The organism is Nostoc sp. JL23 (genome assembly GCF_017115065.1).
Lineage (GTDB): Bacteria > Cyanobacteriota > Cyanobacteriia > Cyanobacteriales > Nostocaceae > Nostoc > Nostoc punctiforme_A.
Genome location: NZ_JABXKN010000072.1, coordinates 84,876 through 107,317, shown reverse-complemented (window position 1 = coordinate 107,317; position 22,442 = coordinate 84,876). Strand labels below are relative to the sequence as shown.

The 22,442-nt window shown below is 42.3% G+C and carries 19 protein-coding genes and 2 pseudogenes; 11 read left to right on the top strand and 10 right to left on the bottom strand.

The genetic code is table 11. The annotated features are described in order from the left end of the window. The first annotated feature begins 131 nt into the window (after nt 1-131). From HWQ42_RS15175 to HWQ42_RS15150, 6 genes are all read left to right on the top strand, one after another. Nucleotides 132-1,121 (top strand): cytochrome c oxidase subunit II, encoded by a 990-nt coding sequence (locus HWQ42_RS15175; protein ID WP_292813410.1) that lies wholly within the window; start codon nt 132-134, stop codon nt 1,119-1,121. Nucleotides 1,122-1,275: 154 nt separating this feature from the next. Beyond that, on the top strand, nt 1,276-2,964 hold the full coding sequence (gene ctaD / locus HWQ42_RS15170; protein ID WP_292739633.1) for a cytochrome c oxidase subunit I: 1,689 nt from the start codon (nt 1,276-1,278) through the stop codon (nt 2,962-2,964). 427 nt (nt 2,965-3,391) lie between these two features. Continuing rightward, complete coding sequence (locus HWQ42_RS15165) at nt 3,392-3,991, top strand: heme-copper oxidase subunit III (RefSeq protein ID WP_292813501.1); 600 nt, start codon at nt 3,392-3,394, stop codon at nt 3,989-3,991. 107 nt (nt 3,992-4,098) lie between these two features. Beyond that, entirely contained in the window at nt 4,099-4,584 is a 486-nt protein-coding gene (locus tag HWQ42_RS15160) for a hypothetical protein (RefSeq protein WP_292813408.1), read from the top strand. 283 nt (nt 4,585-4,867) lie between these two features. Then, a complete protein-coding gene (locus HWQ42_RS15155; RefSeq protein WP_292813405.1) occupies nt 4,868-5,479 on the top strand; it encodes a cupin domain-containing protein in 612 nt (203 codons plus the stop codon). Between the two features lie 278 nt (nt 5,480-5,757). Continuing rightward, on the top strand, nt 5,758-6,207 hold the full coding sequence (locus HWQ42_RS15150; RefSeq protein WP_094352666.1) for an ArsC/Spx/MgsR family protein: 450 nt from the start codon (nt 5,758-5,760) through the stop codon (nt 6,205-6,207). A gap of 117 nt (nt 6,208-6,324) precedes the next feature. On the opposite strand, the gene HWQ42_RS15145 is transcribed toward HWQ42_RS15150, so the two are convergent. The 3 genes from HWQ42_RS15145 to HWQ42_RS15135 all read right to left on the bottom strand — a co-directional run bounded on the left by HWQ42_RS15145 (nt 6,325) and on the right by HWQ42_RS15135 (nt 9,698). Beyond that, nucleotides 6,325-7,404, bottom strand: coding sequence for a fatty acid desaturase (locus HWQ42_RS15145; protein WP_292813400.1), 1,080 nt, complete (start codon nt 7,402-7,404; stop codon nt 6,325-6,327). Nucleotides 7,405-7,625: 221 nt separating this feature from the next. Further along, nucleotides 7,626-8,678: a fatty acid desaturase gene (locus tag HWQ42_RS15140; protein WP_292813397.1), complete on the bottom strand. Its 1,053-nt coding sequence runs from the start codon at nt 8,676-8,678 to the stop codon at nt 7,626-7,628. 198 nt (nt 8,679-8,876) lie between these two features. After that, nucleotides 8,877-9,698: an acyl-CoA desaturase gene (locus HWQ42_RS15135; RefSeq protein ID WP_292813394.1), complete on the bottom strand. Its 822-nt coding sequence runs from the start codon at nt 9,696-9,698 to the stop codon at nt 8,877-8,879. A gap of 88 nt (nt 9,699-9,786) precedes the next feature. On the opposite strand from HWQ42_RS15135, the gene HWQ42_RS15130 reads away from it, so the two are divergent. Further along, entirely contained in the window at nt 9,787-11,019 is a 1,233-nt protein-coding gene (locus tag HWQ42_RS15130; RefSeq protein WP_292739615.1) for a methionine gamma-lyase family protein, read from the top strand. 66 nt (nt 11,020-11,085) lie between these two features. Here HWQ42_RS15130 and HWQ42_RS15125 read toward each other — a convergent pair. Then, nucleotides 11,086-11,368, bottom strand: a pseudogene (locus HWQ42_RS15125) (transposase family protein); the annotation flags it as partial. Between HWQ42_RS15125 and HWQ42_RS15120 the strand changes: the two are divergent. Next, nucleotides 11,366-11,539: pseudogene (locus tag HWQ42_RS15120) on the top strand (IS5/IS1182 family transposase); the annotation flags it as partial. The pseudogenes HWQ42_RS15125 and HWQ42_RS15120 sit on opposite strands and share 3 nt — an antisense overlap. Nucleotides 11,540-11,744: 205 nt before the next feature. Here HWQ42_RS15120 and HWQ42_RS15115 read toward each other — a convergent pair. After that, nucleotides 11,745-12,911 (bottom strand): AI-2E family transporter, encoded by a 1,167-nt coding sequence (locus tag HWQ42_RS15115; RefSeq protein WP_292813392.1) that lies wholly within the window; start codon nt 12,909-12,911, stop codon nt 11,745-11,747. A 260-nt stretch (nt 12,912-13,171) separates the two neighbouring features. Here HWQ42_RS15115 and HWQ42_RS15110 point away from each other — a divergent pair, with 260 nt between their 5' ends. Both HWQ42_RS15110 and HWQ42_RS15105 read left to right on the top strand, forming a co-directional pair. After that, entirely contained in the window at nt 13,172-13,513 is a 342-nt protein-coding gene (locus tag HWQ42_RS15110; RefSeq protein WP_292739611.1) for a hypothetical protein, read from the top strand. Nucleotides 13,514-13,799: 286 nt separating this feature from the next. Further along, nucleotides 13,800-15,224 carry an LCP family protein gene (locus HWQ42_RS15105; RefSeq protein WP_292739608.1) on the top strand — a complete coding sequence of 475 codons (1,425 nt, stop codon included), beginning with the start codon at nt 13,800-13,802 and terminating at the stop codon, nt 15,222-15,224. Here the strand turns inward: HWQ42_RS15105 and HWQ42_RS15100 are convergent. Then, the gene (locus HWQ42_RS15100) at nt 15,196-16,290 is read right to left on the bottom strand and encodes an anthranilate phosphoribosyltransferase family protein (protein ID WP_292813389.1); all 1,095 of its coding nucleotides are present in this window, start codon (nt 16,288-16,290) and stop codon (nt 15,196-15,198) included. The two genes, HWQ42_RS15105 and HWQ42_RS15100, sit on opposite strands and share 29 nt — an antisense overlap. Nucleotides 16,291-16,740: 450 nt before the next feature. Between HWQ42_RS15100 and HWQ42_RS15095 the strand changes: the two genes are divergently transcribed. Next, nucleotides 16,741-17,097: a tetratricopeptide repeat protein gene (locus HWQ42_RS15095; RefSeq protein WP_292813387.1), complete on the top strand. Its 357-nt coding sequence runs from the start codon at nt 16,741-16,743 to the stop codon at nt 17,095-17,097. Nucleotides 17,098-17,302: 205 nt separating this feature from the next. On the opposite strand, the gene HWQ42_RS15090 is transcribed toward HWQ42_RS15095, so the two are convergent. From HWQ42_RS15090 to HWQ42_RS15075, 4 genes are all read right to left on the bottom strand, one after another. After that, a complete protein-coding gene (locus tag HWQ42_RS15090) occupies nt 17,303-17,944 on the bottom strand; it encodes an FHA domain-containing protein (protein ID WP_292813384.1) in 642 nt (213 codons plus the stop codon). Then, entirely contained in the window at nt 17,922-20,111 is a 2,190-nt protein-coding gene (locus HWQ42_RS15085) for a substrate-binding domain-containing protein (RefSeq protein ID WP_292813381.1), read from the bottom strand. The genes HWQ42_RS15090 and HWQ42_RS15085 overlap by 23 nt, the downstream gene beginning before the upstream one ends. Beyond that, nucleotides 20,104-20,784: a response regulator transcription factor gene (locus tag HWQ42_RS15080; RefSeq protein WP_292813379.1), complete on the bottom strand. Its 681-nt coding sequence runs from the start codon at nt 20,782-20,784 to the stop codon at nt 20,104-20,106. The genes HWQ42_RS15085 and HWQ42_RS15080 overlap by 8 nt, the downstream gene beginning before the upstream one ends. Before the next feature lie 115 nt (nt 20,785-20,899). Then, entirely contained in the window at nt 20,900-22,021 is a 1,122-nt protein-coding gene (locus HWQ42_RS15075) for an ATP-binding protein (RefSeq protein WP_292813376.1), read from the bottom strand. Nucleotides 22,022-22,442 lie beyond the last annotated feature (421 nt).

The following is a 22,442-nucleotide window of genomic DNA, read 5'->3' as shown; positions in this document are numbered from 1 at the left end:
ATGCCCAATGCCTAGTGACGGCAGTTGCTCCACTTGGGGAGACCCCAAGACCGCACTGCCTACCCAATGCCCAATGCCCAATTCTCAGAAAATAACACCTCAAAAGACGGTTTACAAAGCAGGTAGCATGTATGCAACAAGTTCCTGTTTCACTATGGACTCTGGTTGCTGGGATAGTAGTTACAGCAATCAGCATTTGGATTGGTCAAAACCACACTCTCATGCCGGTGCAGGCATCGTTACAAGCGCCTTTGGTAGACGGTTTTTTCAACGTCATGTTTACCATTGCGATCGCACTCTTCTTGGTGGTAGAAGGAACAATTGTAATGTTTTTGATTCAGTTTCGTCGCCGTCGGGGTGACGATACCGATGGCGTGCGAGTGGAAGGCAACGTTCCCTTAGAAATCTTTTGGACAGCAATTCCCACAGTGATTGTCCTCGGCTTGGGCATCTACAGTGTAGATGTTTTTAATCGAATGGGCGGCTTTGAGCCTGCCGGTCATCCTCATTCAGCAGCTCATGTTGCTCATATACCGGGAAGTGCGATTGCTGCTACACTCAGCGATACTTCTGAAGCAACAACTGCCCCGACAATCGCCCCGACAATTGGTATCGGTGCGTCTCCTCAAACCCTAAACAAACCAGCTGATTTAGTTGTTGATGTCAAAGGGATACAGTACGCCTGGATATTTAATTATCCCGATAGTGGCATTACCTCTGGGGAATTGCACATACCCGTCGGTGCTGATGTGCAACTCAACCTTTCAGCACAAGATGTAATTCATTCATTCTGGGTGCCAAACTTTAGGCTGAAGCAAGATGCGCTTCCTGGTATCCCTACCGAACTGCGATTTGTCGCCACCAAGCCAGGTACATATCCCGTAGTTTGTGCTGAGTTGTGCGGTGGTTATCACGGTTCAATGCGGACACAGGTAATTGTCCACACACCAGAAGAATATGATAGCTGGCGGACAGAAAACCAGATTGCTCAACAGCAAAACCTAAATCAAGTCGTTGCAGTTAATCCAGCCGACTTATCAACATCAGAGTTTCTCGCGCCCCACACCCATGAGATGGGAATTAGTGCAGCAACTTTAGAGTCATTGGTCATTGGTCATTAGTTATTGGTCATTGGTCATTAGTCATTGGTCATTGCTCATTGGTCATTAGTCATTGGTAACTGACAAATGACAACGGACAAATGACAACGGACAAATGACGAAGAACAAATGACAAAGAACAAATGACAAATGACAAACGACAAAGGATAAAAATATGACGCAGGTAGAATTTCCACGAAATACTCCACCAGAAGAAAATAAACCGAAAATGGTGACTGGCCACACCTCCCATCCGAAGGCGTGGAAATGGCAGGACTATTTTACATTTAATGTTGACCACAAGGTTATTGGTATCCAATACCTGGTGACGGCGTTTGTGTTCTATCTCATCGGCGGACTGATGGCTGTTGCTCTCCGTGTGGAATTAGCAACACCAGATGCAGACGTACTCGACCCCAATCTGTATAACGCTTTCATGACCAATCACGGGACGATCATGATCTTCCTGTGGATTGTCCCAAGCGCCATTGGGGGATTTGGTAACTATTTAGTGCCCTTGATGGTTGGTGCCAGGGATATGGCGTTTCCAAAGCTGAACGCGATCGCCTTTTGGTTAAATCCACCAGCAGGTGCACTCATTTTAGGTAGTTTCATTTTTGGTGGTTCGCAATCTGGTTGGACAGCTTACCCACCTTTGAGCTTGGTGACAGCACCAATCGCTCAAACTATGTGGATATTAGCGATCGTTTTGGTAGGAACTTCTTCAATTTTGGGTTCACTGAACTTTGTGATCACCATTTTGATGATGAAGGTTCCCAGCATGAAATGGGATCAAGTACCCCTATTTTGCTGGGCAATCTTGGCTACCTCACTGTTGGCACTTCTCTCCACACCTGTATTAGCAGCCGGTTTAGTTCTGCTGTTGTTTGACCTCAACTTTGGCACCTCCTTCTTTAAACCAGATGCAGGCGGTAACGTTGTAATTTATCAACACTTGTTCTGGTTTTATTCTCACCCGGCAGTGTATTTAATGATTCTGCCCATCTTCGGCATCATGTCGGAGGTAATTCCAGTTCACGCCCGCAAACCAATCTTTGGTTATAAAGCGATCGCTTATTCTAGTGTAGCCATCTGCGTTGTCGGTTTGTTCGTCTGGGTACACCACATGTTCACCAGTGGCACACCCGGCTGGATGCGGATGTTCTTCACTATCTCCACTCTTATAGTTGCAGTTCCCACTGGCGTGAAGATTTTTGCTTGGGTTGCTACCCTTTGGGGTGGTAAAATCCGCTTCACAGGTGCGATGCTTTTCGCCATTGGCTTGTTATCAATGTTTGTCATGGGCGGCTTAAGCGGTGTGACGATGGGAACAGCCCCCTTTGATGTTCATGTCCACGACACATATTATGTAGTAGGACATTTCCATTACGTTCTGTTTGGCGGTTCCGTGTTTGGCATCTACGCCGGTATTTATCACTGGTTCCCCAAAATGACCGGACGAATGCTGAATGAAAACTTGGCACGCATTCACTTTGCCCTTACCTTCATCGGTACTAATCTAACCTTTTTACCCATGCACGAGTTGGGTTTAAAAGGAATGCCGCGAAGAGTGGCAATGTATGACCCCCAATTTATCGACCTTAATCAAATTTGTACCTTTGGTTCATTTGTTTTGGCGATATCGGTAATTCCTTTCACCATCAACATGATCTACAGTTGGCTGAAGGGGCCTTTGGCTGGTGATAATCCTTGGCAAGCTTTGACCTTAGAATGGACAACTAGCTCACCACCCGCAATTGAAAACTGGGAAGTATTGCCTGTTGTGACTCATGGCCCTTATGACTACGGTCATGGTCATAGTACAGAAGTACAGCCATCTGCAACACCGGAAGCTAGTGCTTAGTTCGTAGAGTGAGTGATGCGATCGCTCTCAAGGTGACTGCAAGTTTTATTCATTTGAGTTCAGAACATGAAAGGCCGAGTTCAGAACTCGAAAGGCCGAATTCAGAATATGAAAGGCCGAGTTCAGAACATGAAAGGCCGAGCTTAGAACTCGAAAGGCCGAGCTTGGAACTCGGAACTCCGAGCTTAGAACTCGAAAGGCCGAGTTCAGAACTCAAAACTCCGAGCTTGGAACTCGAAACTCCGAGCTTGGAACTCAAAACTTGAGCTTCAGAACTCGAAACTCGGAATTTTGAGAATTCCTGAACAAGTCAAGAGTTAAGTTAAACAAGGATTTTGGATGAAGAATGAAAATTTTGCCGCTTCAGACTTCATTCTTCATTCAAGCTTCCACAACAGACACAGTAGATAATATTGTCAAAAAATCTATGACTATAGCTACAACCACAAGCGAAGATCACAGTGCAGGACACGAAGAACATCCAGATTTAAGGGTTTGGGGACTTTTGACATTCCTCGCCTCTGAATCCCTGATGTTTGGAGGATTTTTTGCCACCTATTTATTTTTCCGTGGTACTACAGCGGTTTGGCCTCCAGAAGGAAGTGAAGTAGAACTACTTGTACCGACCATTAACACCATTATTTTGGTGTCTAGTAGTTTCGTGATTCACTTCGGTGATACAGCAATTAAAAAGAATAACCTCAAGGGAATGCAATTGTGGTATGCAATTACTGCAATCATGGGGGCAATTTTCTTAGGTGGTCAGGTTTATGAGTATTCAACATTAGGATACGGAATGACTACCAACGTCTTCGCCAACTGCTTTTATATCATGACTGGGTTCCACGGTTTGCACGTTTTTGTGGGACTGTTATTGATATTACGTGCATTGTGGCGATCGCGTCTTCCCGGTGAATATTCTGCAACCAATCATACTTTCATCGAAATGACAGAAATTTACTGGCACTTCGTAGACATTATTTGGATTGTTTTATTCACCTTGGTGTACGTTCTTACTTTGTTTTAACAAAAGTTAGGAGTGAGGAGTGAAGAGTTAAGAATTTATAACTTCTAACTCGTAATTCACAACTTCTAACTCCTAACTCCTAACTCCTAACTCTCCAGGACTTTATTATGCAAGCTAATACAAACCAATTCTCATGGTTCCAGGTTCCAGAAGACATTAAAAACTTATTAGTTTTAGCTGCACAAAACTGGGAAAATACATCAGAATCAGAAAAATATATTCAACAAGCTTTAGCACAAACTGGTGAAAATACAGATGTCTTGGTAGCAGCATATAGATTTTTCTATTATAAAAATAATTATTCTCTTGCATTACAAACAACAGCCAAATTATTAGATAAAATTAAAGAACTAGAAAAGTTTCCTGATGACTGGGAGCAACTTAAGCCGATACTAGTCAGTCGCAAAGAAGAACCACAAATTCGATTGTACTTAAATGCTTATGCTGCTTCTGGATTAGTACTAGCAAATTTAGGAGAAATTGAGGAAGCAAAAGAAATCAGCACCAAAGTCAAAGAAATAGACGAAAAGCATGATTTTGGTGCCGGAATTCTCCTGGATATTTTGACACGTCCAGCAGAAGAAGATGATTAATTAGTCAATGCACTTCTCTACAAGAAAGAGTGGGGGTGCGTAGAGACGCGATTAATCGCGTCTGTAAAACAACCAATGCCCAATGAATGCCCTTTTTGTGAAAAATCATGAACAATTGGTTATCTACCAGATCGTATTCCTCTTACTCCCTATTAGGAGCAGCTACTGATAGTAACTCTATCTTTCCTCCTATCATTATACCTACTAAACTTCCTGTAGGTAATATTCCTAATGTCTCTCCGATCCTGATCGTCCAATCTTCTCCGTTATCAATTTAAAAGTTATGAAAGGTAGGGATTGGCTGCTAACGGGGGATGGTCAGTATCAAGCTTGTAAATCTGTAAGAGCCTGGGATTTATTGAGAGAAAATTATCGCCTTTATCGGTTTTTAACTGAGGTGGAAGATGTTCTCAATAGCGGGGATGATGAAGTCAGTTGTCTGCCAGAAATTCGGATGCTCGTAAGGCGCTTGATAGTAAATTCCTACTGGGTACGAAGTCAACGTTTAGAGCCTTCACCCAAAACGGGAACCTCTGTTTTACTCCTATACGATGAATTGGGTTTTCCCTTGACTGTGCAAACAGTAACATTTGCACCGGGAACCCAATCAAACATTCATAATCATGGGACATGGGGAATAGTCGCGGTGCTAAAAGGTCAGGAAAAAAATACTTTTTGGCGACGCACTAATAGCCCCGAATTTCAGGACAAAATTGAAGCAACGGGAGAGGTAACTCTATCCCCAGGAGACATTATTAGCTTTACTCCCGATGCAATTCACTGTGTAGAAGCAGTGGGTGATGAACCAACTGTGACTTTTAATATCTACGGTGAAACCGATCCGAATCAGAGATTTGAGTTTGACCCGATTAAGTATAGTGCTAAAAACTTTTAGCATCACGCAGTAGGGGCGCACAGCCGTGTATTGGTGTCAACTTAAGCTGAAACTGAAACTTCTTTAAAAACTCGTTTCTAGCCTCTGCTGGAAATGCAACTCAAAAGCGGCTCTGCCGCCAGCAAGAGAGGCGGAGCCTCAAGAACGAGCATTCCCAGTCGGAGACTGGGAACGAGGCAATCTAAAAGCTAGTTCTAGACTTGCTTTCACGTTAAGTTGACACCAATGATAGCCGTGCGTCCCTAGAAACGAATCGTATTCTACTAAGAGGTAGTTAAATGGCAAGAGTAATTTTCTATAGCAAACCAGGCTGTAAAGGTGGTACTAAGCAAAAAGTTTTGCTCACAGCTGCTGGTCATGAGGTGATACCACAGAACCTGCTAACAGAACCTTGGACAGTTGAACGGTTGCGCTCATTTTTTGGCGATCGCCCCGTAGCCGAATGGTTTAATCCTTCCGCCCCAAAAGTAAAATCTGGTGAGGTGGTTCCTGAAAAAGTGGATGAACAAACGGCTTTGGCGCTGATGCTGAAAGAACCACTGCTAATTCGCCGTCCTTTGTTAGAAGTAGGCGAACAGCGTGAGGTAGGATTTGATGTCCAAAAGATTGATACTTGGATTGGCTTACAAGCTGTGGATGAATCTTTGCAAGAAATCAGCGACAAGCTTTTGAAGCAAGATTTGCAAAACTGTTCCCACGGTCATGGTCATCATCACCATAATCATTAGGATGGCTGTAACCATCATGATGAACAACATCAAAAGCAAGCCAGCTTAAGTTATTAGACTTCTTGCATGAATCAAAAGCCCTCTCCCAAGCTTGGGAGAGGGCTTTTGAAATTGGCTCTAGTCTTTAGCTAACTTGTTGTTGGATGTGTAGTAAACCCTACTACCACTATCAGGTACAAAATGGCAGCTGACACATGAACGCCATAATGACTTCCAAATTGGTTCTTCCGATTTGTGGAAATACTCACCCATCACTGGTTTTATTGCCTCAGTTGCCTTCAGCAAATTGTAGTGAGGGATGTTAAGGAATATATGGTGAGCAACATGAGTACCAATATCGTGATGGATATGATTAACCAAACCATAATCACGGTCAATACTAGAAATTGCGCCTTTCAGGAAAGTCCAATCTTCTCCACGATACCAGGGAAGCTCTGGCTCAGTGTGGTGCAAGAATGTCACCAAATCTAGCCAAACTATGAATACAAGGTAGGGCACAGCATAATATTTCAGCAACCACATCCAACCCCATTGGTAGGTGAGGAAACCTAGCAAGCCTACCATGCCAATCAAAAGTACAGTACTAGTGATGACATCCCATTTTTCCGATGGCTTGAAAAGCGAACTGCTGGGCATAAAGTGCGAGCCTTCTTTATTAGGAGAACGCTTAAACAGATACACAGGATAAGCCAAGAGAAAAACATAATACCTGCCTATCTTTTGGGCTAAAGGCATCTCCTTATATTGTGATTCCGTCACAGGATACCAGCTTTCATCGTTATCGATATTGCCAGTATTTTTGTGATGGGTTCTGTGGCTGATCCGCCAACCATGATAAGGAACAAGTATTGGTGTGTGAGAAAGATGTCCAATCAAATCATTGAGCCATTTCTGCTTAGAAAAAGATTGGTGTCCGCAGTCATGCCCGACTACAAACAAAGCCCAAAACATCGTTCCTTGCATTAGCCAGAAAATCGGGAAGAAAAGCCAAGAATCCAGGTAATTAGCTACTGCATAAAGCAGACCGATAATCAGGATGTCACGAAAGAAGTAAAAAAGTGATTTTGTTACATTGGGCTGAAAGCATTCAGCAGGGATTGCAGATTTTAAATCTTGAAGAGTGAAAGGTAATTTAGTTGTATCCTCAGACGTTTCACCGCTAAGAGGATTGTTGAAACTGATGGTATCTAATTGCACTGAATTCTTTTGTTAGATATAAATCGGAACTTGATTTTGAGACAAGATAATCTAACCTCTAGGATGCCCACGAAACTAGCGATCGCTAACACCAAAGAAGATAAATTTTGGCAATTTACCTAACAATTTTTAGTTAGTAAAAAGTCGCCAAATTCTATTTAAACACAGCATAATAAACGCTCTCGTTGAGTTCAAGAGCGTGAGTGTAGTCACAGCGCTATTTATCGCTCTGTATAATGTTCGTCGAAAGTCTTATAGCCAATATCAGTTGTGTATAGTTGACACTGGTCTGTAATCTGTTTCATTAAAGGCCAAGAAAACTGACACTCATCATGTAGATAAGGCTCCCAATTTTCTTTGATGCTGCTGTAAGCTAGCCGCAAATTATAAGAAGGAATCGCAGTGGAAATATGATGAGGGACATGAACATTAATATCGTGGCACAGGACTTCTACCCAACGTGGATAATCACAATGAATAGTTCCAGATAGCTGTGCTAGAGCCTCGTTCCACTTGTTCGCTGTCGCAAAAGGAACATCTGCGGCAGTGTGATGAACAATAGTAAAAGTACTCATCCAAAAATGGTAAATCATCCAGGGTACTAGCCAAAACTTGACAAATCCCCAGATACCAGTTGTAGCGACCAGAAGCGGGAAAGCGATCGCTGCAAATACAACTACTACAGCCACAGACAGCTTGATACTCGATTGGTCTTTCGTTTTGAAGTTCCGCCAATCAAAATGCACCACAGCCCAATGTCCAATGGAACCTACCCACCAGAAGCGTTTACGCATGAATAGTTCAAAAGCAGACTGTCGGGTTTTATCCCAATTTTCAAACACTTCTGGTCTAATTGGATGCCAAGCGTTATCCTCATCCAGCTTGTTGGTATGAGTATGGTGGTAATTATGCTTAATCCGCCAACTATGAAAAGGGTAAATCAACGGCATCATGAACAAATGCCCCACCAAATCATTTACCCAACGACGTTTGGCAAAAGACCTGTGACCACAATCATGGCCAATTACAAAAAAACCTGTTAAAGCAGTGCCCGTAAAAATCCAAGCTAGGGGCAAAAGAAACCAAGGAGTGATAATCAGGCTGTAATAGCCCAAGGCGACTGCCAAGACACTCAGCAGGACTTGTGTCCAAGCTTTGCGACGGTTCTGCTGAAAACATTCGCGTGGCAGGGTTTTGACAATATCTTTGAGCCGAAAGTCGGAATTACTAGGCTCGTCACTTAGTTTCTGGCTATTAATTATTGATGTAGTCATGGACACCTAAAAAACAACAAACTCCTCCACCAAGTCACCAAAAAGTAACTTGCCGTAAAAATTCTTCACATTAGCGCTTCGGATTATAGCAACCTAACCGACACAAGCGCACCCGTAAGTAAATAGCTTTTTGAAAAGTTAGGAGTTAGAAGTGATGAATTATGAGTTAAAAAGGCTACACATCCTAACTCCTAACTCTTAACTAACTTTTGTTGGGGCCAACTTCACATTAGTAGCCAGACCAACTGCTTGTAGCAATTGAACTGTCATCCAGGTTAAATCGATTTCCCACCATTCCAGCCCATGACGAGCTGAGTATTGAAAAGCATGATGGTTATTATGCCAGCCTTCACCGAAAACTAGTACGGCTACCCACCAGCAATTAGTCGATCTATCACCAGAATCATAGCTCCGATAGCCAAATTTATGAGTCGCGCTGTTCACCAACCAAGTGCAGTGGTAAACCCAGACAATGCGAACAAAAATTCCCCAGACAACGAATGACCAGCCACCCAGAAGCAAAAGCAATACACCTAGAGCAACCTGGATCAAAATGAAATATTTTTCTAAAAACTGATAAACTGGGTCTTCGGCAATGTCTTTGGTGAAACGAGGAACATCAGCGTGAGCGGGACAATAGTGAATCAGCCAATCCATGTGGCTCCACCAGAAGCCTTTATTAGAATCATGGGGATCGGCATCAGTATCCGAGTGTAAATGATGGATACGATGTGTCCCTACCCACTCAATTGGGCCTCCTTGACACGAGAGTGTGCCGAAGAAAACCAAGAGATACTCTAGCCACTTGGGAGTTTGAAAGCTGCGGTGGGTGACAAGGCGGTGAAATCCTAGAGTCACTCCTAAGCCACCTGTTATCCAGTACAGCAAGAAACCCACACCAACTGCTGTCCAGCTAAAGTTACCAGGAACAAAGGCAAATAAAGCGCCAATGTGCAGTCCAATGAAAAACAGGGTATTAACCCAGTTAACTTGAGGTTTGGTTGAAGTAGCAATTGTCATGCAGTAACCTGAATTTGAATTTTCCAGCCTAGTCTGTGGGATTTTAAAATCCGCATATCTATAATTTAATTTTTTGAACGAGGAACTGATGAACAGCTTAGAACAGCTGCGGCAAGCAGAACAGGCACTATTAGAAATTTTTTCTGGAATTGACACTCAGGTCAAGCATAATCTAAAACGAGTGCTGGATGCTTTTCGTAATCACCGTGTAGGGGCACACCACTTCGCTGGTGTAAGTGGCTATGGCCATGATGATTTAGGACGAGAAACTTTAGATAAAGTTTTTGCCGAAGTTATGGGTGCTGAAGCTGCGGCTGTACGAGTGCAGTTTGTTTCGGGAACTCATGCGATCGCCTGTGCTTTGTTTGGTGTTCTCCGTCCTGGAGATGAAATGTTAGCAGTGGTCGGTTCTCCTTACGATACGCTTGAAGAAGTCATTGGTTTACGGGGTCAAGGTCAAGGTTCCCTTATCGAGTTTGGCATAAATTACCGCCAATTGGAGCTAACCCTAGAAGGAACTATAGATTGGCAAGCAATAAGAACTAGTGTGGCTGAAAATACTCGTTTAGTCTTAATTCAGCGCTCTTGTGGCTATTCTTGGCGTCCTAGTTTATCAATTGCCGATATTGAAAAAATCGTCCACTTAGTCAAACAGCAAAACCCAAACACCGTTTGCTTTGTAGATAACTGCTACGGCGAATTTATTGAAACCAGGGAACCCACAGATGTAGGTGCTGATTTAATAGCAGGGTCATTGATTAAAAATCCTGGTGGCACCATTGTTAGCGCTGGTGGTTATGTCGCTGGTCGCGCCGACTTAGTAGAAGCATCTGCTTGTCGCCTCACGGCTCCCGGTATTGGTAGTTATGGCGGCGCTACTTTTGACCAAAATCGCCTGCTATTCCAAGGTTTATTTCTGGCGCCGCAGATGGTAGGAGAGGCAATGAAAGGGACTTATCTTACTGGTTATGTATTTGATAAACTCGGTTATCCAGTAAATCCTGCTCCCCTAGCTCCTCGTGGAGATGTGATTCAGGCAATTAAACTCGGTTCTGCTGAAAAGCTAATTGCTTTCTGTAAAGCTATACAACAGCATTCTCCTATAGGTTCCTACTTAGACCCTGTTCCAGATGAAATGCCGGGGTATGAGAGCCAGGTCGTCATGGCTGGGGGGACATTTATTGAAGGGAGTACTTTGGAATTATCAGCAGATGGTCCTTTGCGATCGCCGTATGTAGTTTATTGCCAGGGGGGGACTCATTGGACTCATGTAGCGATCGCACTGGAAGCTGCGATCGATGCAGTTGGCAGTAACGCGTAGCACATATTAGAACTCTTGCATAAATATTTTGTGGTATGATTAAAGGTTCTTCTAATTTCAGTTTTATCGATTAAGTTTTCGATTATATTTCTTCTGGTCTGTTGTTAACTTCTTCCCTTTCGGTTTTTTAATTGGTGTTTCGCTTAATTGATGAATTTTAGTGATTCCTTGATAGCCTTTATCCGCTATCACTTTGAGTAATTCTCCAAATCTTACACCACTGGTTTTAAATAGTTGAAAATCCATGAATTTTCCCAAAACCATGCGCTAAACAAATGATTTGACTACTTTTGTGATGGATAATTACTTGCGTTTTTAACGTATTCTTCAAGAGTTTGCCACTAAAAAAGAATTAGCCAGAATCAGAGTTTTAGGTGAGCATATCAATCGGAAGTTGAAGGTGTTTAAAATTTTGTCCCTTACTTATAGAAATCGCCGAAAAAGATTTAGTTTGAGGTTTAATCTGATTGCTGCTCTCTACAATTACGAGCTTCTTCTCCCCCAAACCCAATCTTCCTGACCGACTTTTGCAAGAGGTCTAATATATGGTTTCTGTTTTGGCAGCTGCTCTCCCAAACTCAACACTCTGCTCAAATCCACCTGTCAATAGGGTTTGAGACGCGCTAACTCTGACCATAAAAGCAATAGCTTTTTGCCCTTTCCCTTGCCCCTTACCGTTTTTTATAAATAACTGATGATACACTTCTTGCTCCTGCCTTCTTGTATTAAGGCAATGTCGGTTCAGAAATGCTCAAAGTTTTGTTGGCGTCAGCTTTCGAGGACTCATTTGCTGGAACGGATGCAGTTATTTCCCCAATGCCGCTGTCGTTTGTCCCACTACCAGGACGCAAGGCACTTAAAGCAGTCTTAATCACAACAGCTGTAGGTACTGCCACAATTACACCCAACAGTCCGCCAATTCTTGCCCCTGTTAAGACCGAAATTAAAATCCAAACTGGATTTAAACCGGTAAAACTGCCTAAAATTCGAGGGGCAATTAAGTTTTCGAGAATTTGCTGTACAATTACCGCTGCGATCAACACTCTCACACCCATTGAAAAATCTTGCAACGCGACCAACAGTGTAGTCAGGGCGATGCCTACAGAACCGCCAAAGGGTACGAGAGCCATTAGACCAATAGTTAGTCCAAATAGCAATCCAAATGGCACTTTCAGCCACAAAAAGGTAGGAATAAGGGCTGAAGCCATACAGGTAGATAAAATCAACTGGGTGATGAAGAAATTTTGGAAGCTTAAGCGGACTGTTTTGGAGAAAGGCTCGCGAAATTTATTAGGTAGCCATTCGACTAAACTTTGCCAGAGTTCACCCCCGTGCTGTAAAAGATAAAAAGTCAAGACCATCGTCAAGAGAATATCTAGCAGACTAGTAACTGTGAGTACAGCCAGATTTAAAACTTGTCCAGCGATCGCTTGTAATTGTCCTTTGACGCGATCGTTGATTTGCACTACCAGAGCATCAAGGTTAATCGGCAAGCCAAAAGTCTCAGCTTTTTCGTTTAATATCATTAACTGAGAGCGTCCAGAGTCGATCAGCTCTGGCAAACGAGCCACCAGTTGTTCAGCTTGGGTAAGAGCCAGGGGAAAAAGTGTCACACCCAACGCCAATAAAATCGATAAAGCCAAGAGAAATACTAAAATAGCAACTTGCTCTCGCTTCGCACCATGATGCTCCATCCAGCTCACGGGGTAGTTGAGCAGAAATGCTAGCACTGAGGCTCCAACTAAAATCACTATGAGAGAATGGAAATAATTAAAGAATACCGAAAGTGCCCAACCATTGAGAACTAGCAGCGGAAGGAATAACGCGATCGCCCCGATTCGCGCTATTGGTGTGAATCTTTGCCACCAGTCGAGTAGCTTGCGTGTCTGCATTTTGAGCTGATTGGAATAGAACTAAATGAAATTTTTCTTTACAGCTTATTATCTCTAACTATATGAGTCTTATTCATCCTTCTAGTTTAGGAGTTAGACTAACCCCAATGAAGAATTTTGAACCAAAAGAGAATGGGGAGTGGGGAATGGGGAACTCGGGGCCCCCTCTGGGGATTAGGAGCAATGGGGAGTGGGGAGCAGGGGAGCAGGGGAGCAGGGGAGCAGGGGAGCAGGGGGAGAATAATAATGCCCCATCCCCAATGCCCAAAACACAGTTGCTTTTACATTTAGTTCCGATCGTCGGCTTTTTTCCATCCTTGTGGACGCTCTATCGGGGCCAGGGTAGTCGGGAACAACTTGCTATTAGTCGTCTGTCTATTGCTTTGGCACTTACTTGGTTGTTGAGTTATCTATTATTAGCTACCGGAGCAGCAGCTTCAGATTTTTTTCCGCTACGTCTATTTATCCTCAATAGCTTTCTCACGTCAGGTTACTTTTTAGTAAGTATTTGGTTGATTTTGCGCCTAATGCAGGGCAAATCTAGTCGTTTACCAGGGTTTAGTAATTTAGCTGAACGAGTGCTTGGCAAGTATTTATCTTAATTTTTTATGGTGATAATTTATCGGTGTTTTTACTGATTTTTGAAAATTTTCTGGCTGATTTCTCTATATATCTAGTCAAATCCAGTTTATTATTGCCATACTTCAGTAAAACATCTCCAGGTTGTCCCAAAAAAAGAATAAATGCTGCTATAAGTGTTGTGGTTGACACTACATTAAAAAAGTTAGCACCGATAATTAAGAGTTAGCTATTATGGGTTGATTTGTTTAGGTGTTTTTAGTCTGCAAAATTACTGAATTTGATTAGTGAGTAAGTGTGAGGAAGTCTGTGACCATTCAAAGAAGTTCGGCGGAAGAAAACCAGTCGGGAAAAGCCTCAAAATCCAATAAAAAAATTCCCCAAAACTCGACATCAGGACGTTGGCTGTGGTTTTGGGTAGGTATGAGTGGTATTGCGATGGTATCAGCAACTGCGGGGGCGCTTTTGGCGGTGTCTTTGACCAGTACGCCTTTGCAACAAGCGCAGCTAACTCCAAAGGATGAGGCGGCTTTTGATAGCGATCGCATTTCTGGAGGTGTGCTGCGATTTTCAGAATTAACTCGTCCAGTGAATCTTTTGGTGATGGGAATGAGCGTACTTCCCCCAGATATCCAAAACCCTCCTGAAGATACCAAAAATCTCAAATACCTACCCCAAGTCAACTCTTTTGATGGTCTTTCCGATGTGATGCTCTTGGTCAAATTTGATCCAGAGACGAAAAAAATAAATATGCTCTCCATTCCCAGAGATACCCGCACACAAATAGAGGGTTATGGAGTGAAAAAAATTAACTCCGCCAACGTTGAAGGCGGGCCAGCTTTGACTGCCAGAACTGTTAGTAATCTCTTAGGAGGAGCGGGAATCGATCGCTATGTCCGAATTAACGTTTTGGGAGTTGCCAAGCTGATTGATGCTTTGGGTGGCGTGACTGTCTACGTCCCTAAAGATATGAAATATCAAGATGATTCTCAGCATTTATACATCAATTTGAAGGCTGGTAAGCAGCATCTCAATGGCGAGCAGACATTGCAATTGCTGCGTTTTCGCCATGACGAACTCGGTGATATTGGTCGGATTCAGCGCCAGCAAATGGTCATGCGTGCTTTGATGGAGCAAACACTCAACCCAGCTACTGTTGCTCAATTACCTAAAGTTCTTGATGTAGTAAAAGAACACATTGATACTAACTTGACGGTTGAAGAGTTAGTGGCGCTAATGGGTTTTGGGGTGCGGACAAATCGCTCTAATATGCAAATGTTAATGCTGCCAGGTCGCTTTAGCGAAAAAGGCGAGTTTGATGCTAGCTATTGGTTGCCCAACAAAGATGGGATTGCGAAACTGATGGCTCAACACTTTGGTTTGGAGTCAGAACAGGAACAGCTGGCAACTACAACTAACCCCCGCTCTTTACGTGTAGCAATTCAAGATAGTACAGGTGGCGATCGCTCTAACCTGCAACCGTTAATTAGAGCCTTGGAAAAATCTGGATATCGCAATATCTATGTGGCCAAGGCATGGGGTGAACCTCTAGACGTAACTCACATTGTCGCCCAACAAGGAGATGGCGACAGTGCCGAATCAATTCGCAGCACATTGGGATTTGGAGAAGTGCGGGTGGAAAGCACTGGCAACCTCGGCTCAGATATCAGTATCCAGGTAGGTAAAGATTGGTTGGAACAAAAATCTATTTTGGAGAAGTCGTTGACACCTTAAAGGGTATATCTGCTGACACTGAATTTACTACTTGGCTCAGTTCTTGGAGTTTAGCTGCTACTACACCATTGGTTAATAATTCTTCTGCTTTAGCTAAACCCTCTGCCATATCTGAACAAATACCACTCCGCCATAGATAAAATCCGCCATTCCACAAGGCTGTTTGCATCAATTCACCTGGTTTACCTGCCAAAACCTCTTGAATATTCGCCACCAGTTCTTCAGTAGTTCCAAGGGGTACGTTTTTGGTAGTAAAGCCGTAATCGCGCGGTACGAGGTGCAATCGTTCTACCTCTTGGGGTGCTACGGATGAAGATAAGCTGATGATTGCAGTGCGATCGCGCGGTAAGTCGCAACTACCTTCTAATCCTTTGACTAATGTAAATTTTGTCACTCCTCGTAGTCCGAGAGCTATCTGAAACATCCCTTCTGTTGGCGGATGGACAAACCCAGCAATTACGTGAGCATCGCCAGCATAAGGACACCAGATTAGCTCCATTGTCGCCAACGGCGGACGTTTGCCAAGTTGGTCGCGGTACTCCCAAATAGTTGTAGTTAAGGGAAAATGCTGAGGTAGATAAATAAAGCCGATTCCCGTTTGCTCAAACACTTGTTGGGTTTGTGCTAAGGGTAAGGTAGTCCAATCGACTCCTAAACCCTGCCAAATATCTATCAGAGGTAAGCCGTACTTCGTGGGTAGGCGATCGCCACCATGCATTACCACTGGTTGTCCAACTGCGGCAAGTAATAAAGCTATGACGGGACTAATTGGTGCTGTACGTGTCCTACCATCATAAGGGATGCCAAGAGCGATCGCAGGTCGCCCAGAGGCTATAGGTTGCAGTTTTGGCCCCAGTTCCTCATAAGCATCCAACATTCCGGCTAACTCTTCTCCCGTTGGACGCTTGATTCGATGAGCAATCAAAAACGCCCCAATTTGGGCTGGTGTGGCTTCACCCAGCAGCATCATTTTAGTAGCGGTGGCTGCTTGGGCGCGAGTTAAATTCTCGGCTGTGTGGTTTCCACTGCCTACTTTTTGCAGAAATTCCCGAAATAGATTGCTCATTTTTCCTTTGTCCTCTGTCCACCGTCATGTGTCCATTGTCCTTTGTCTTTCGTGATAATCGAAAAATGACTCATGACCGAATATTGGATTTTGGATTTAACAAAGAAATGCGAGTTCGACGAACTAAAAATAGCAGGATGTAGAGCAGATAAGTCTTTGGGGTAGATGTCAATAAATGGTTGTTAAGGCAAATAAGTATAAGCAGTCAAACCCGCAATTAAGTTGACAATTATATTGAAAACACTACGATGTCTAAAGTCCGTAAAATGCCTTGAAAATCAGGATTTACAGTCAGGTTTAGCTTCTAATTTCATTATTAAGCCGAAAACGCTAAGAATAACAACTGCTATTATTTCCCAACAAAGGTTTCAAGCGATTTACAGAGGTATTTGGCATACTATCTACTGAAAAACCAAAATTTTTATACTTCTACAGAATCAATGGGAAGCCGTGATCGCACATTACCAAAAATCCCAAGAACTCCAACCTAACTCCATCGAAGCAGAAGTAATTTTGGCAAATGCCCGCTACGCTCAGGGAACATTACCCCCAGATAAGCAGCTGCATTACGCCACCCTCAACTATGAATTGGGTAGCAAACGAAAACAGGTAGGTGATTTCAAGGTTGCGATCGAATACTATCGCCAATCCATCACAATGCAGCCCACTCTAGCAGAAGCTCACTATCACCTCGGCATCGCATTCCAAAAACTAGGAAGCTTGGACGATGCGATCGCACATTACCAAAGCGCCCAAGCCCTTCAGCCCGACTGCCTTGAAGCAAAAGTGAGTTTAGCGAATAGGTAAATACCCCACCCTCCCTTTAGTAACTACGGTGTACATACAAGTCCTAAAAACCTAGCTTAATATTTTTCTCGTTCCCAGTCTCTCAATACGGTTCGGTTCAGGTTTTTTGATGAAAATTTTAGATCGCAAAGATGCGATAAATCGCCGTCTTTACAAAACGACTGATTATTGTAGAGGCGGCGATTCATCGCGTTTCTGTGCAAAACTACACTACATATATAGTGAAATTAACTAGGTTATCTTGACCAAATCGCAGTGAATCGCCGTTGAGTAGGCGATACTGCATACCGGGAGTCAAAGGATTGTTGTTTAAATAAATACCATTTGTACTCATATCAACAATCATATAAGAATTTTGCGACCAGTCCCAATCGACTCGCGCATGACGACGAGAGACTATTCCCTCACTGGGAATACCGGTTAAGTCAATTTCTGGCGGCGCTATTCCTGGACTCTGACTGCGGCGACCAATATAACCGCCTTCTCCAATGAGGTGAAATTCTCTGCCAGTGCTATGAATCAGTTTTAAGGCTGGCGCTCTTTGAGGTGGAGGAGTATAAACAGGTGGTGTTGGTTGATAGGAAACTCGTGGCTGATAGACTGTTGAATAATCAATGGGGGCTTGTTGGGGAGCTTGGTAGTTAGGTTGCTCTGTAGGCGGTCGCTGATACTGAACAGGTGGTTGACTAGGTTGTTGTTGAATAGGCGGAGGTTGACTAGGCGGTTGTGGTGTAGGGGAAACTACATTACCCAGAGGAGTGGAACACCAGGGACAAACCTTAGCATTGTTAGGCAGGGCGCGGTTAAAATATTCGCAACTAGGATTAGGGCACCGATTTGCAGGCATAAGAATTTATATCATCAGGCATAGGTTGTAAAGCTACAAGACCTACTTTACTAAGTAAACACTGACCCTGACGAGTAGTTAGCATCTGGGCAAATGTAGAACCACCAGCTAGGCGGTTGCTGTCTTTAGGGTACACTACAAAAATAGGGTATCCCAAGGGGTAGCTTTGGAAAGTTGTGACATCAACATAATAATCATCATGTTGACACAAATCATCTGAGGGATTTATTGAGCGACGATCGCGCTTTTGAAACAGAGGTTGAATAGCCGACTTTTTAGGATCTGCGATCGCTAGAGGATAGCCAGTACACTGACTCGAAGTTTTACTGATAATCCCAAAACTGATAATACCAGTAGTTCGCCCATCTAAAGTTTCACTACGTATTAGATTTTGGGTTTTTGTTGTATCAAGTTTAGTAACTTTCGCTGCAAATAAAGCTTCGTCTTGAGGGGCATTTTGCAGAACTATTTGTTGAAATTTACTGATTGCTTCCGGTTCAGTTGGGGCAAAAGGTTTCACCGGCAGATTTGGAAGTTTGGGATTAATCTGCTGCCAATTAGTAATTTTACCTGTGTAAATTTGACGCAATTGCTCAATATTGATTTGCCCCCCAAGAGCATTGGCAAGATTTGAGTCTCTTTTATTAAATGCGACAAAAACAAGTAACCCATCATAGGCTACTGCTTTTTTCGCAAGTTTATCTGTAATGTTGTCTACCAAACTAGTAATTGCAAAATCTTTTTTGTTTATTTGGACTTCTTCGATACTTTTAATCGGATTATTTATATTTGATGACAAAACAGATTTATAGTCAAATGTTGCTGTTGCATCTGGCTTTGGTTTGGTCAATAAATCTCCTAAACGACTGTTGTCCACCAATTGCGTTAAAACAAAACTCCATGTACTCTCTTTTTCTCCTGTGTAGGTAAATTGTCCAGAAGGAACGTTGGGTACTTCTGAGAAATTCCGCACAAGTCTAGACCATTGGATATATTGATTAGGATTATCTGTTTTCCTGCCCCAAAGCCAATACCAAATTCCGCCACCAAGTAGTAATAAAAATAGGATTAATAGCAAAATTAAGGGCGTTGGCAAAGGCTTTTTTATTTCTTGATAACCTGGCGATCGCAGTGAACTTGAACTTTTAGCACGATCTTCTTGAGGAAGTTCTAGTATTGCTTTACGAGCCGCTTCTGCACTCTCAAAAGGAGTTTCCAGCCCAATTAAACGATAAAGAAAGTGCTTTAAATTGCTATCGGTATCCGGCCATTGTTGATTATCTCTAGGGTCGAGAGGCTGGTTAGATGAAAAATTAGTTGTTCGCCCTACCCATAAATAAAAGGCTAATAATCCTAATGATTCTATATCTTGGTCAGGTCTGGCGGGAGCAGGTTGAGGAATAATTGGGGGAATAAATAAGTTTTCCCAGATAGCTAAATCACAAAAATATATAGAAAATTTATGATTATTTTCTACTTTAATTAAAGTACTGTCTAAATTGATATTGCCGTGAGTAATACCCAGTTGTGTTTGATTGGAGGGAAAACGCAGCTTTTGAGTGTGGAGAAACTGAAGAGTTTGTAAACCTTGATTTAGTACTTCACGCACCTCAAGAGATGTCATTGCTCCCTTTTCTATGAGATGCTTACCTAAAGTTTGGGATGACTCGATTCCTTGAATAATTAAATAACAACGCTCTCCTTTTTCATCTGCGATCGCTTCTTTAGTTTCCACCAGACGGAAATTTTGAATTCGACTATCGGCTAAACTTACCCCACCCACCCGTTTAAAAGTCTCTTTCCGCTTTTGAGTCTCACTTTCATTAAAAGAACGATTGGGGAGCAGGTATTCTTTGATGATTACAGGTTGTTTGTCTTTAAGCTGAACACCTGAGTATAAACGGCCTAAACCCCGCACACCGACAAAACTAGCTATTTGATAAGTTCCCTGACTTCCTTTAATCTCAGCCTCCTGTGGTAAAGTTGCTGGAAAACCACATTCCAAGCAAAACTTAGCACCCTTGATTTGCTGCGCCGTTTGGAAAGGGCGATCGCAACTTAAGGGAGAATTGTACGAGCAGGGGTATTCTTGATAAAAAGATTCAAATGAAGCCATATCCAAAAAGTTTCGTGAATTGCGCCGACTACTTCCGTCGCGCTCAAGCATGAACTAATCCTAGCTTGAGGGCAGTCACAATCGCTTGAGTCCGGCTAGTAACCTTCAATTTTTCAAAAATACTGGTGAGATGTGCCTTAACAGTAGCAACTGTTACATACAAATGTTTAGCGATTTCTTCATTAGAAGCACCTTGAGTTAACCAGTATAAAACCTCTTGCTCTCTTTCCGTTAAATGCACCTCATGACATGCTTTTACACAAGAGTCTGAATAAGCTTGAAAAAACCGGAAAAATCGACTAGCAACTTCTGAAGGTAGATAAATTTCCGACCTAGTTACAGTGTCAATAGCTTCACACAATTGGGTTGCCACACGATTTTTAAACACATAACCTGCGGCTCCTCCCTGCATCGCTCTAAAAATCCAGTCGTCTTCTTGATGAGCCGACAATACTAAAACTTTGCCAGTGTAACCAGCTTCTTTAAGACGTGCCAGAACTGTAATTCCATCACATCCTTTCAATTGCATATCCAGCAAAATTAAATCTGGACACTTCTGAGTTGTAAATTTTAAAACCTGCTCAACAGAATCTGCATCACCCATCACTTCTACAGGTAATGCAGAATTAATACTATAAAAATTTAGGAGAGTACGTAACCCTTGACGGAAGCGTTCTTCGTCATCTACGAGTAAAACTGAAAGTTTTTTACGATCGTTAATCATATTTTTATGATGTTAGCATTCGCATAGCCTCTCGTAGAGAAGCGGTAGTGATTCTAAGTACTCCTGTAAAGAAGCAAGCTAGCAAGAGCGTCTTCCTAAAGAGCTTTATTATGAATTAATTCACGCTTTTTGGTCGAGGCAAAATCATCGAAAACTGTGCCCCACTTTCTAATAAAACTTGCGCCCAGATACTTCCTTGATGATCTAGAATAATTTTTTTAGCAATAGTTAAACCCAGTCCTGTGCCTCCTTTCCGTCGGGAATAAAATGGGGTAAATATTTTTTGTAAATCCTCTTGAGACAATCCTGGCCCTTGATCGGAGATTTTAATTAAAACTTCATCTTGAAAAATTTGCCAGCTACAGGTAATAGTTCCTGAATTAGGACTAAAATGCGCGGCATTACTGAGGATATTATCAAAAACTTGTTTCATTTGTAATTTGTCTATCTTCAGTATTGTCGATGTATCGGGGATCGATATTTGAAGTTTTTTCTGACTAATTATAGGTTGCAGATTTGTGATACTTTCAGCCACCAAACTTCTTAAATCTTGAAACGTTACCCTTAACTTTGAACTTTGACCGCAATCAATCAGTTCGTTTAAGTTAGTATCTAAATCTTGTATACTTTCGCCGATGATTGTTGCTTGCTCTTGCCAAGGGCTATCCTCTAAACCTAAGCAGAGATTATGTGCATACAATCCTATAAGTCCTAGAGAGTTACGCAATTGATGACCGACTCGATGCAAGATATCTTCTAGGAGTTTAATTTCAGTTTTTTGTCTGCCATAGTCCAAGGAAATATCTACATACTTACTCAGCAGCATAGCAGAGCGTTTTACATATAGTTGTAAACTCGACGAGAGAGGCTCATGAGTAATGATTTGAATATATTCAGGTTTTTGATTTCTATAGGATATGGGGCAAATGTAAGAAATGGATGAAAAGTCTTTAAGTTTAAATTCCTGTAAAGTCAAAGTAGGCGGAAAATCTGTAAGCCATGCTTCTGAACGCAAATAAGCTAAAGTTTTTGAGGAAAAAGGAACTTGGTCTTGGCCATAATTTATCACCTCTTGATTAGCTCTCAATAATGAATCATGATAGACAATCCGAGCGAAAAAAATTGGATACTGACTAGTTAACTGCTCAGACTCAAGCTGACAAAAGCTTTGGATGTCTGAGGAACTCAAATAATTCGAGCCATTGTCTAGTTTTTGGACAGAAAAGCCTAGTGTCATAGCTTCACTCGCTTTTTGCAACCAAATATTTTTACTCTTCTGCTGACCAGTATAAAATTATGCAGTCTCAGGAATGTTTATTTTTTTGTTAAGTTCTCTTTTGAGATAATTCATACAAATAATTATTAAGGTTTGTATTGACATGTGTATCAAGCTAACTTTGCTATGTAAACAAGTTTGTAGTCAGGACTAAAGTCCTGATGTTAAACACTGAAATGCTTACTATGTACCCAAGCTTTCGTTAGCTTAATGGACTACTTGGGTTGGCTTTTCAGCCATTAGTGTCAAGTTAAGATGAAATCACTGGGGTCAACTAGTATAGCTAGGGACTGGGGACTGGATGAAAAGTCTTTTTGTGTTTAGGTTTTATCCTCCTCAAATTAAAATTGAACAAAAATAATAATCGGCTGCTTGAATTCAA

What these genes read in the sequence shown, in the direction of transcription:
- HWQ42_RS15155 (WP_292813405.1), top strand. Translation starts at nt 4,868, where the DNA reads ATGAAAGGTAGGGATTGGCTGCTAACGGGGGATGGTCAGTATCAAGCT.
- ctaD (WP_292739633.1), top strand. Translation starts at nt 1,276, where the DNA reads ATGACGCAGGTAGAATTTCCACGAAATACTCCACCAGAAGAAAATAAA.
- HWQ42_RS15075 (WP_292813376.1), bottom strand. Translation starts at nt 22,021, where the DNA reads ATGACACTAGGCTTTTCTGTCCAAAAACTAGACAATGGCTCGAATTAT.
- HWQ42_RS15085 (WP_292813381.1), bottom strand. Translation starts at nt 20,111, where the DNA reads ATGCTTGAGCGCGACGGAAGTAGTCGGCGCAATTCACGAAACTTTTTG.
- HWQ42_RS15160 (WP_292813408.1), top strand. Translation starts at nt 4,099, where the DNA reads ATGCAAGCTAATACAAACCAATTCTCATGGTTCCAGGTTCCAGAAGAC.
- HWQ42_RS15100 (WP_292813389.1), bottom strand. Translation starts at nt 16,290, where the DNA reads ATGAGCAATCTATTTCGGGAATTTCTGCAAAAAGTAGGCAGTGGAAAC.
- HWQ42_RS15090 (WP_292813384.1), bottom strand. Translation starts at nt 17,944, where the DNA reads ATGCCTGCAAATCGGTGCCCTAATCCTAGTTGCGAATATTTTAACCGC.
- HWQ42_RS15110 (WP_292739611.1), top strand. Translation starts at nt 13,172, where the DNA reads ATGCCCAAAACACAGTTGCTTTTACATTTAGTTCCGATCGTCGGCTTT.
- HWQ42_RS15165 (WP_292813501.1), top strand. Translation starts at nt 3,392, where the DNA reads ATGACTATAGCTACAACCACAAGCGAAGATCACAGTGCAGGACACGAA.
- HWQ42_RS15135 (WP_292813394.1), bottom strand. Translation starts at nt 9,698, where the DNA reads ATGACAATTGCTACTTCAACCAAACCTCAAGTTAACTGGGTTAATACC.
- HWQ42_RS15140 (WP_292813397.1), bottom strand. Translation starts at nt 8,678, where the DNA reads ATGACTACATCAATAATTAATAGCCAGAAACTAAGTGACGAGCCTAGT.
- HWQ42_RS15175 (WP_292813410.1), top strand. Translation starts at nt 132, where the DNA reads ATGCAACAAGTTCCTGTTTCACTATGGACTCTGGTTGCTGGGATAGTA.
- HWQ42_RS15150 (WP_094352666.1), top strand. Translation starts at nt 5,758, where the DNA reads ATGGCAAGAGTAATTTTCTATAGCAAACCAGGCTGTAAAGGTGGTACT.
- HWQ42_RS15080 (WP_292813379.1), bottom strand. Translation starts at nt 20,784, where the DNA reads ATGATTAACGATCGTAAAAAACTTTCAGTTTTACTCGTAGATGACGAA.
- HWQ42_RS15115 (WP_292813392.1), bottom strand. Translation starts at nt 12,911, where the DNA reads ATGCAGACACGCAAGCTACTCGACTGGTGGCAAAGATTCACACCAATA.
- HWQ42_RS15130 (WP_292739615.1), top strand. Translation starts at nt 9,787, where the DNA reads ATGAACAGCTTAGAACAGCTGCGGCAAGCAGAACAGGCACTATTAGAA.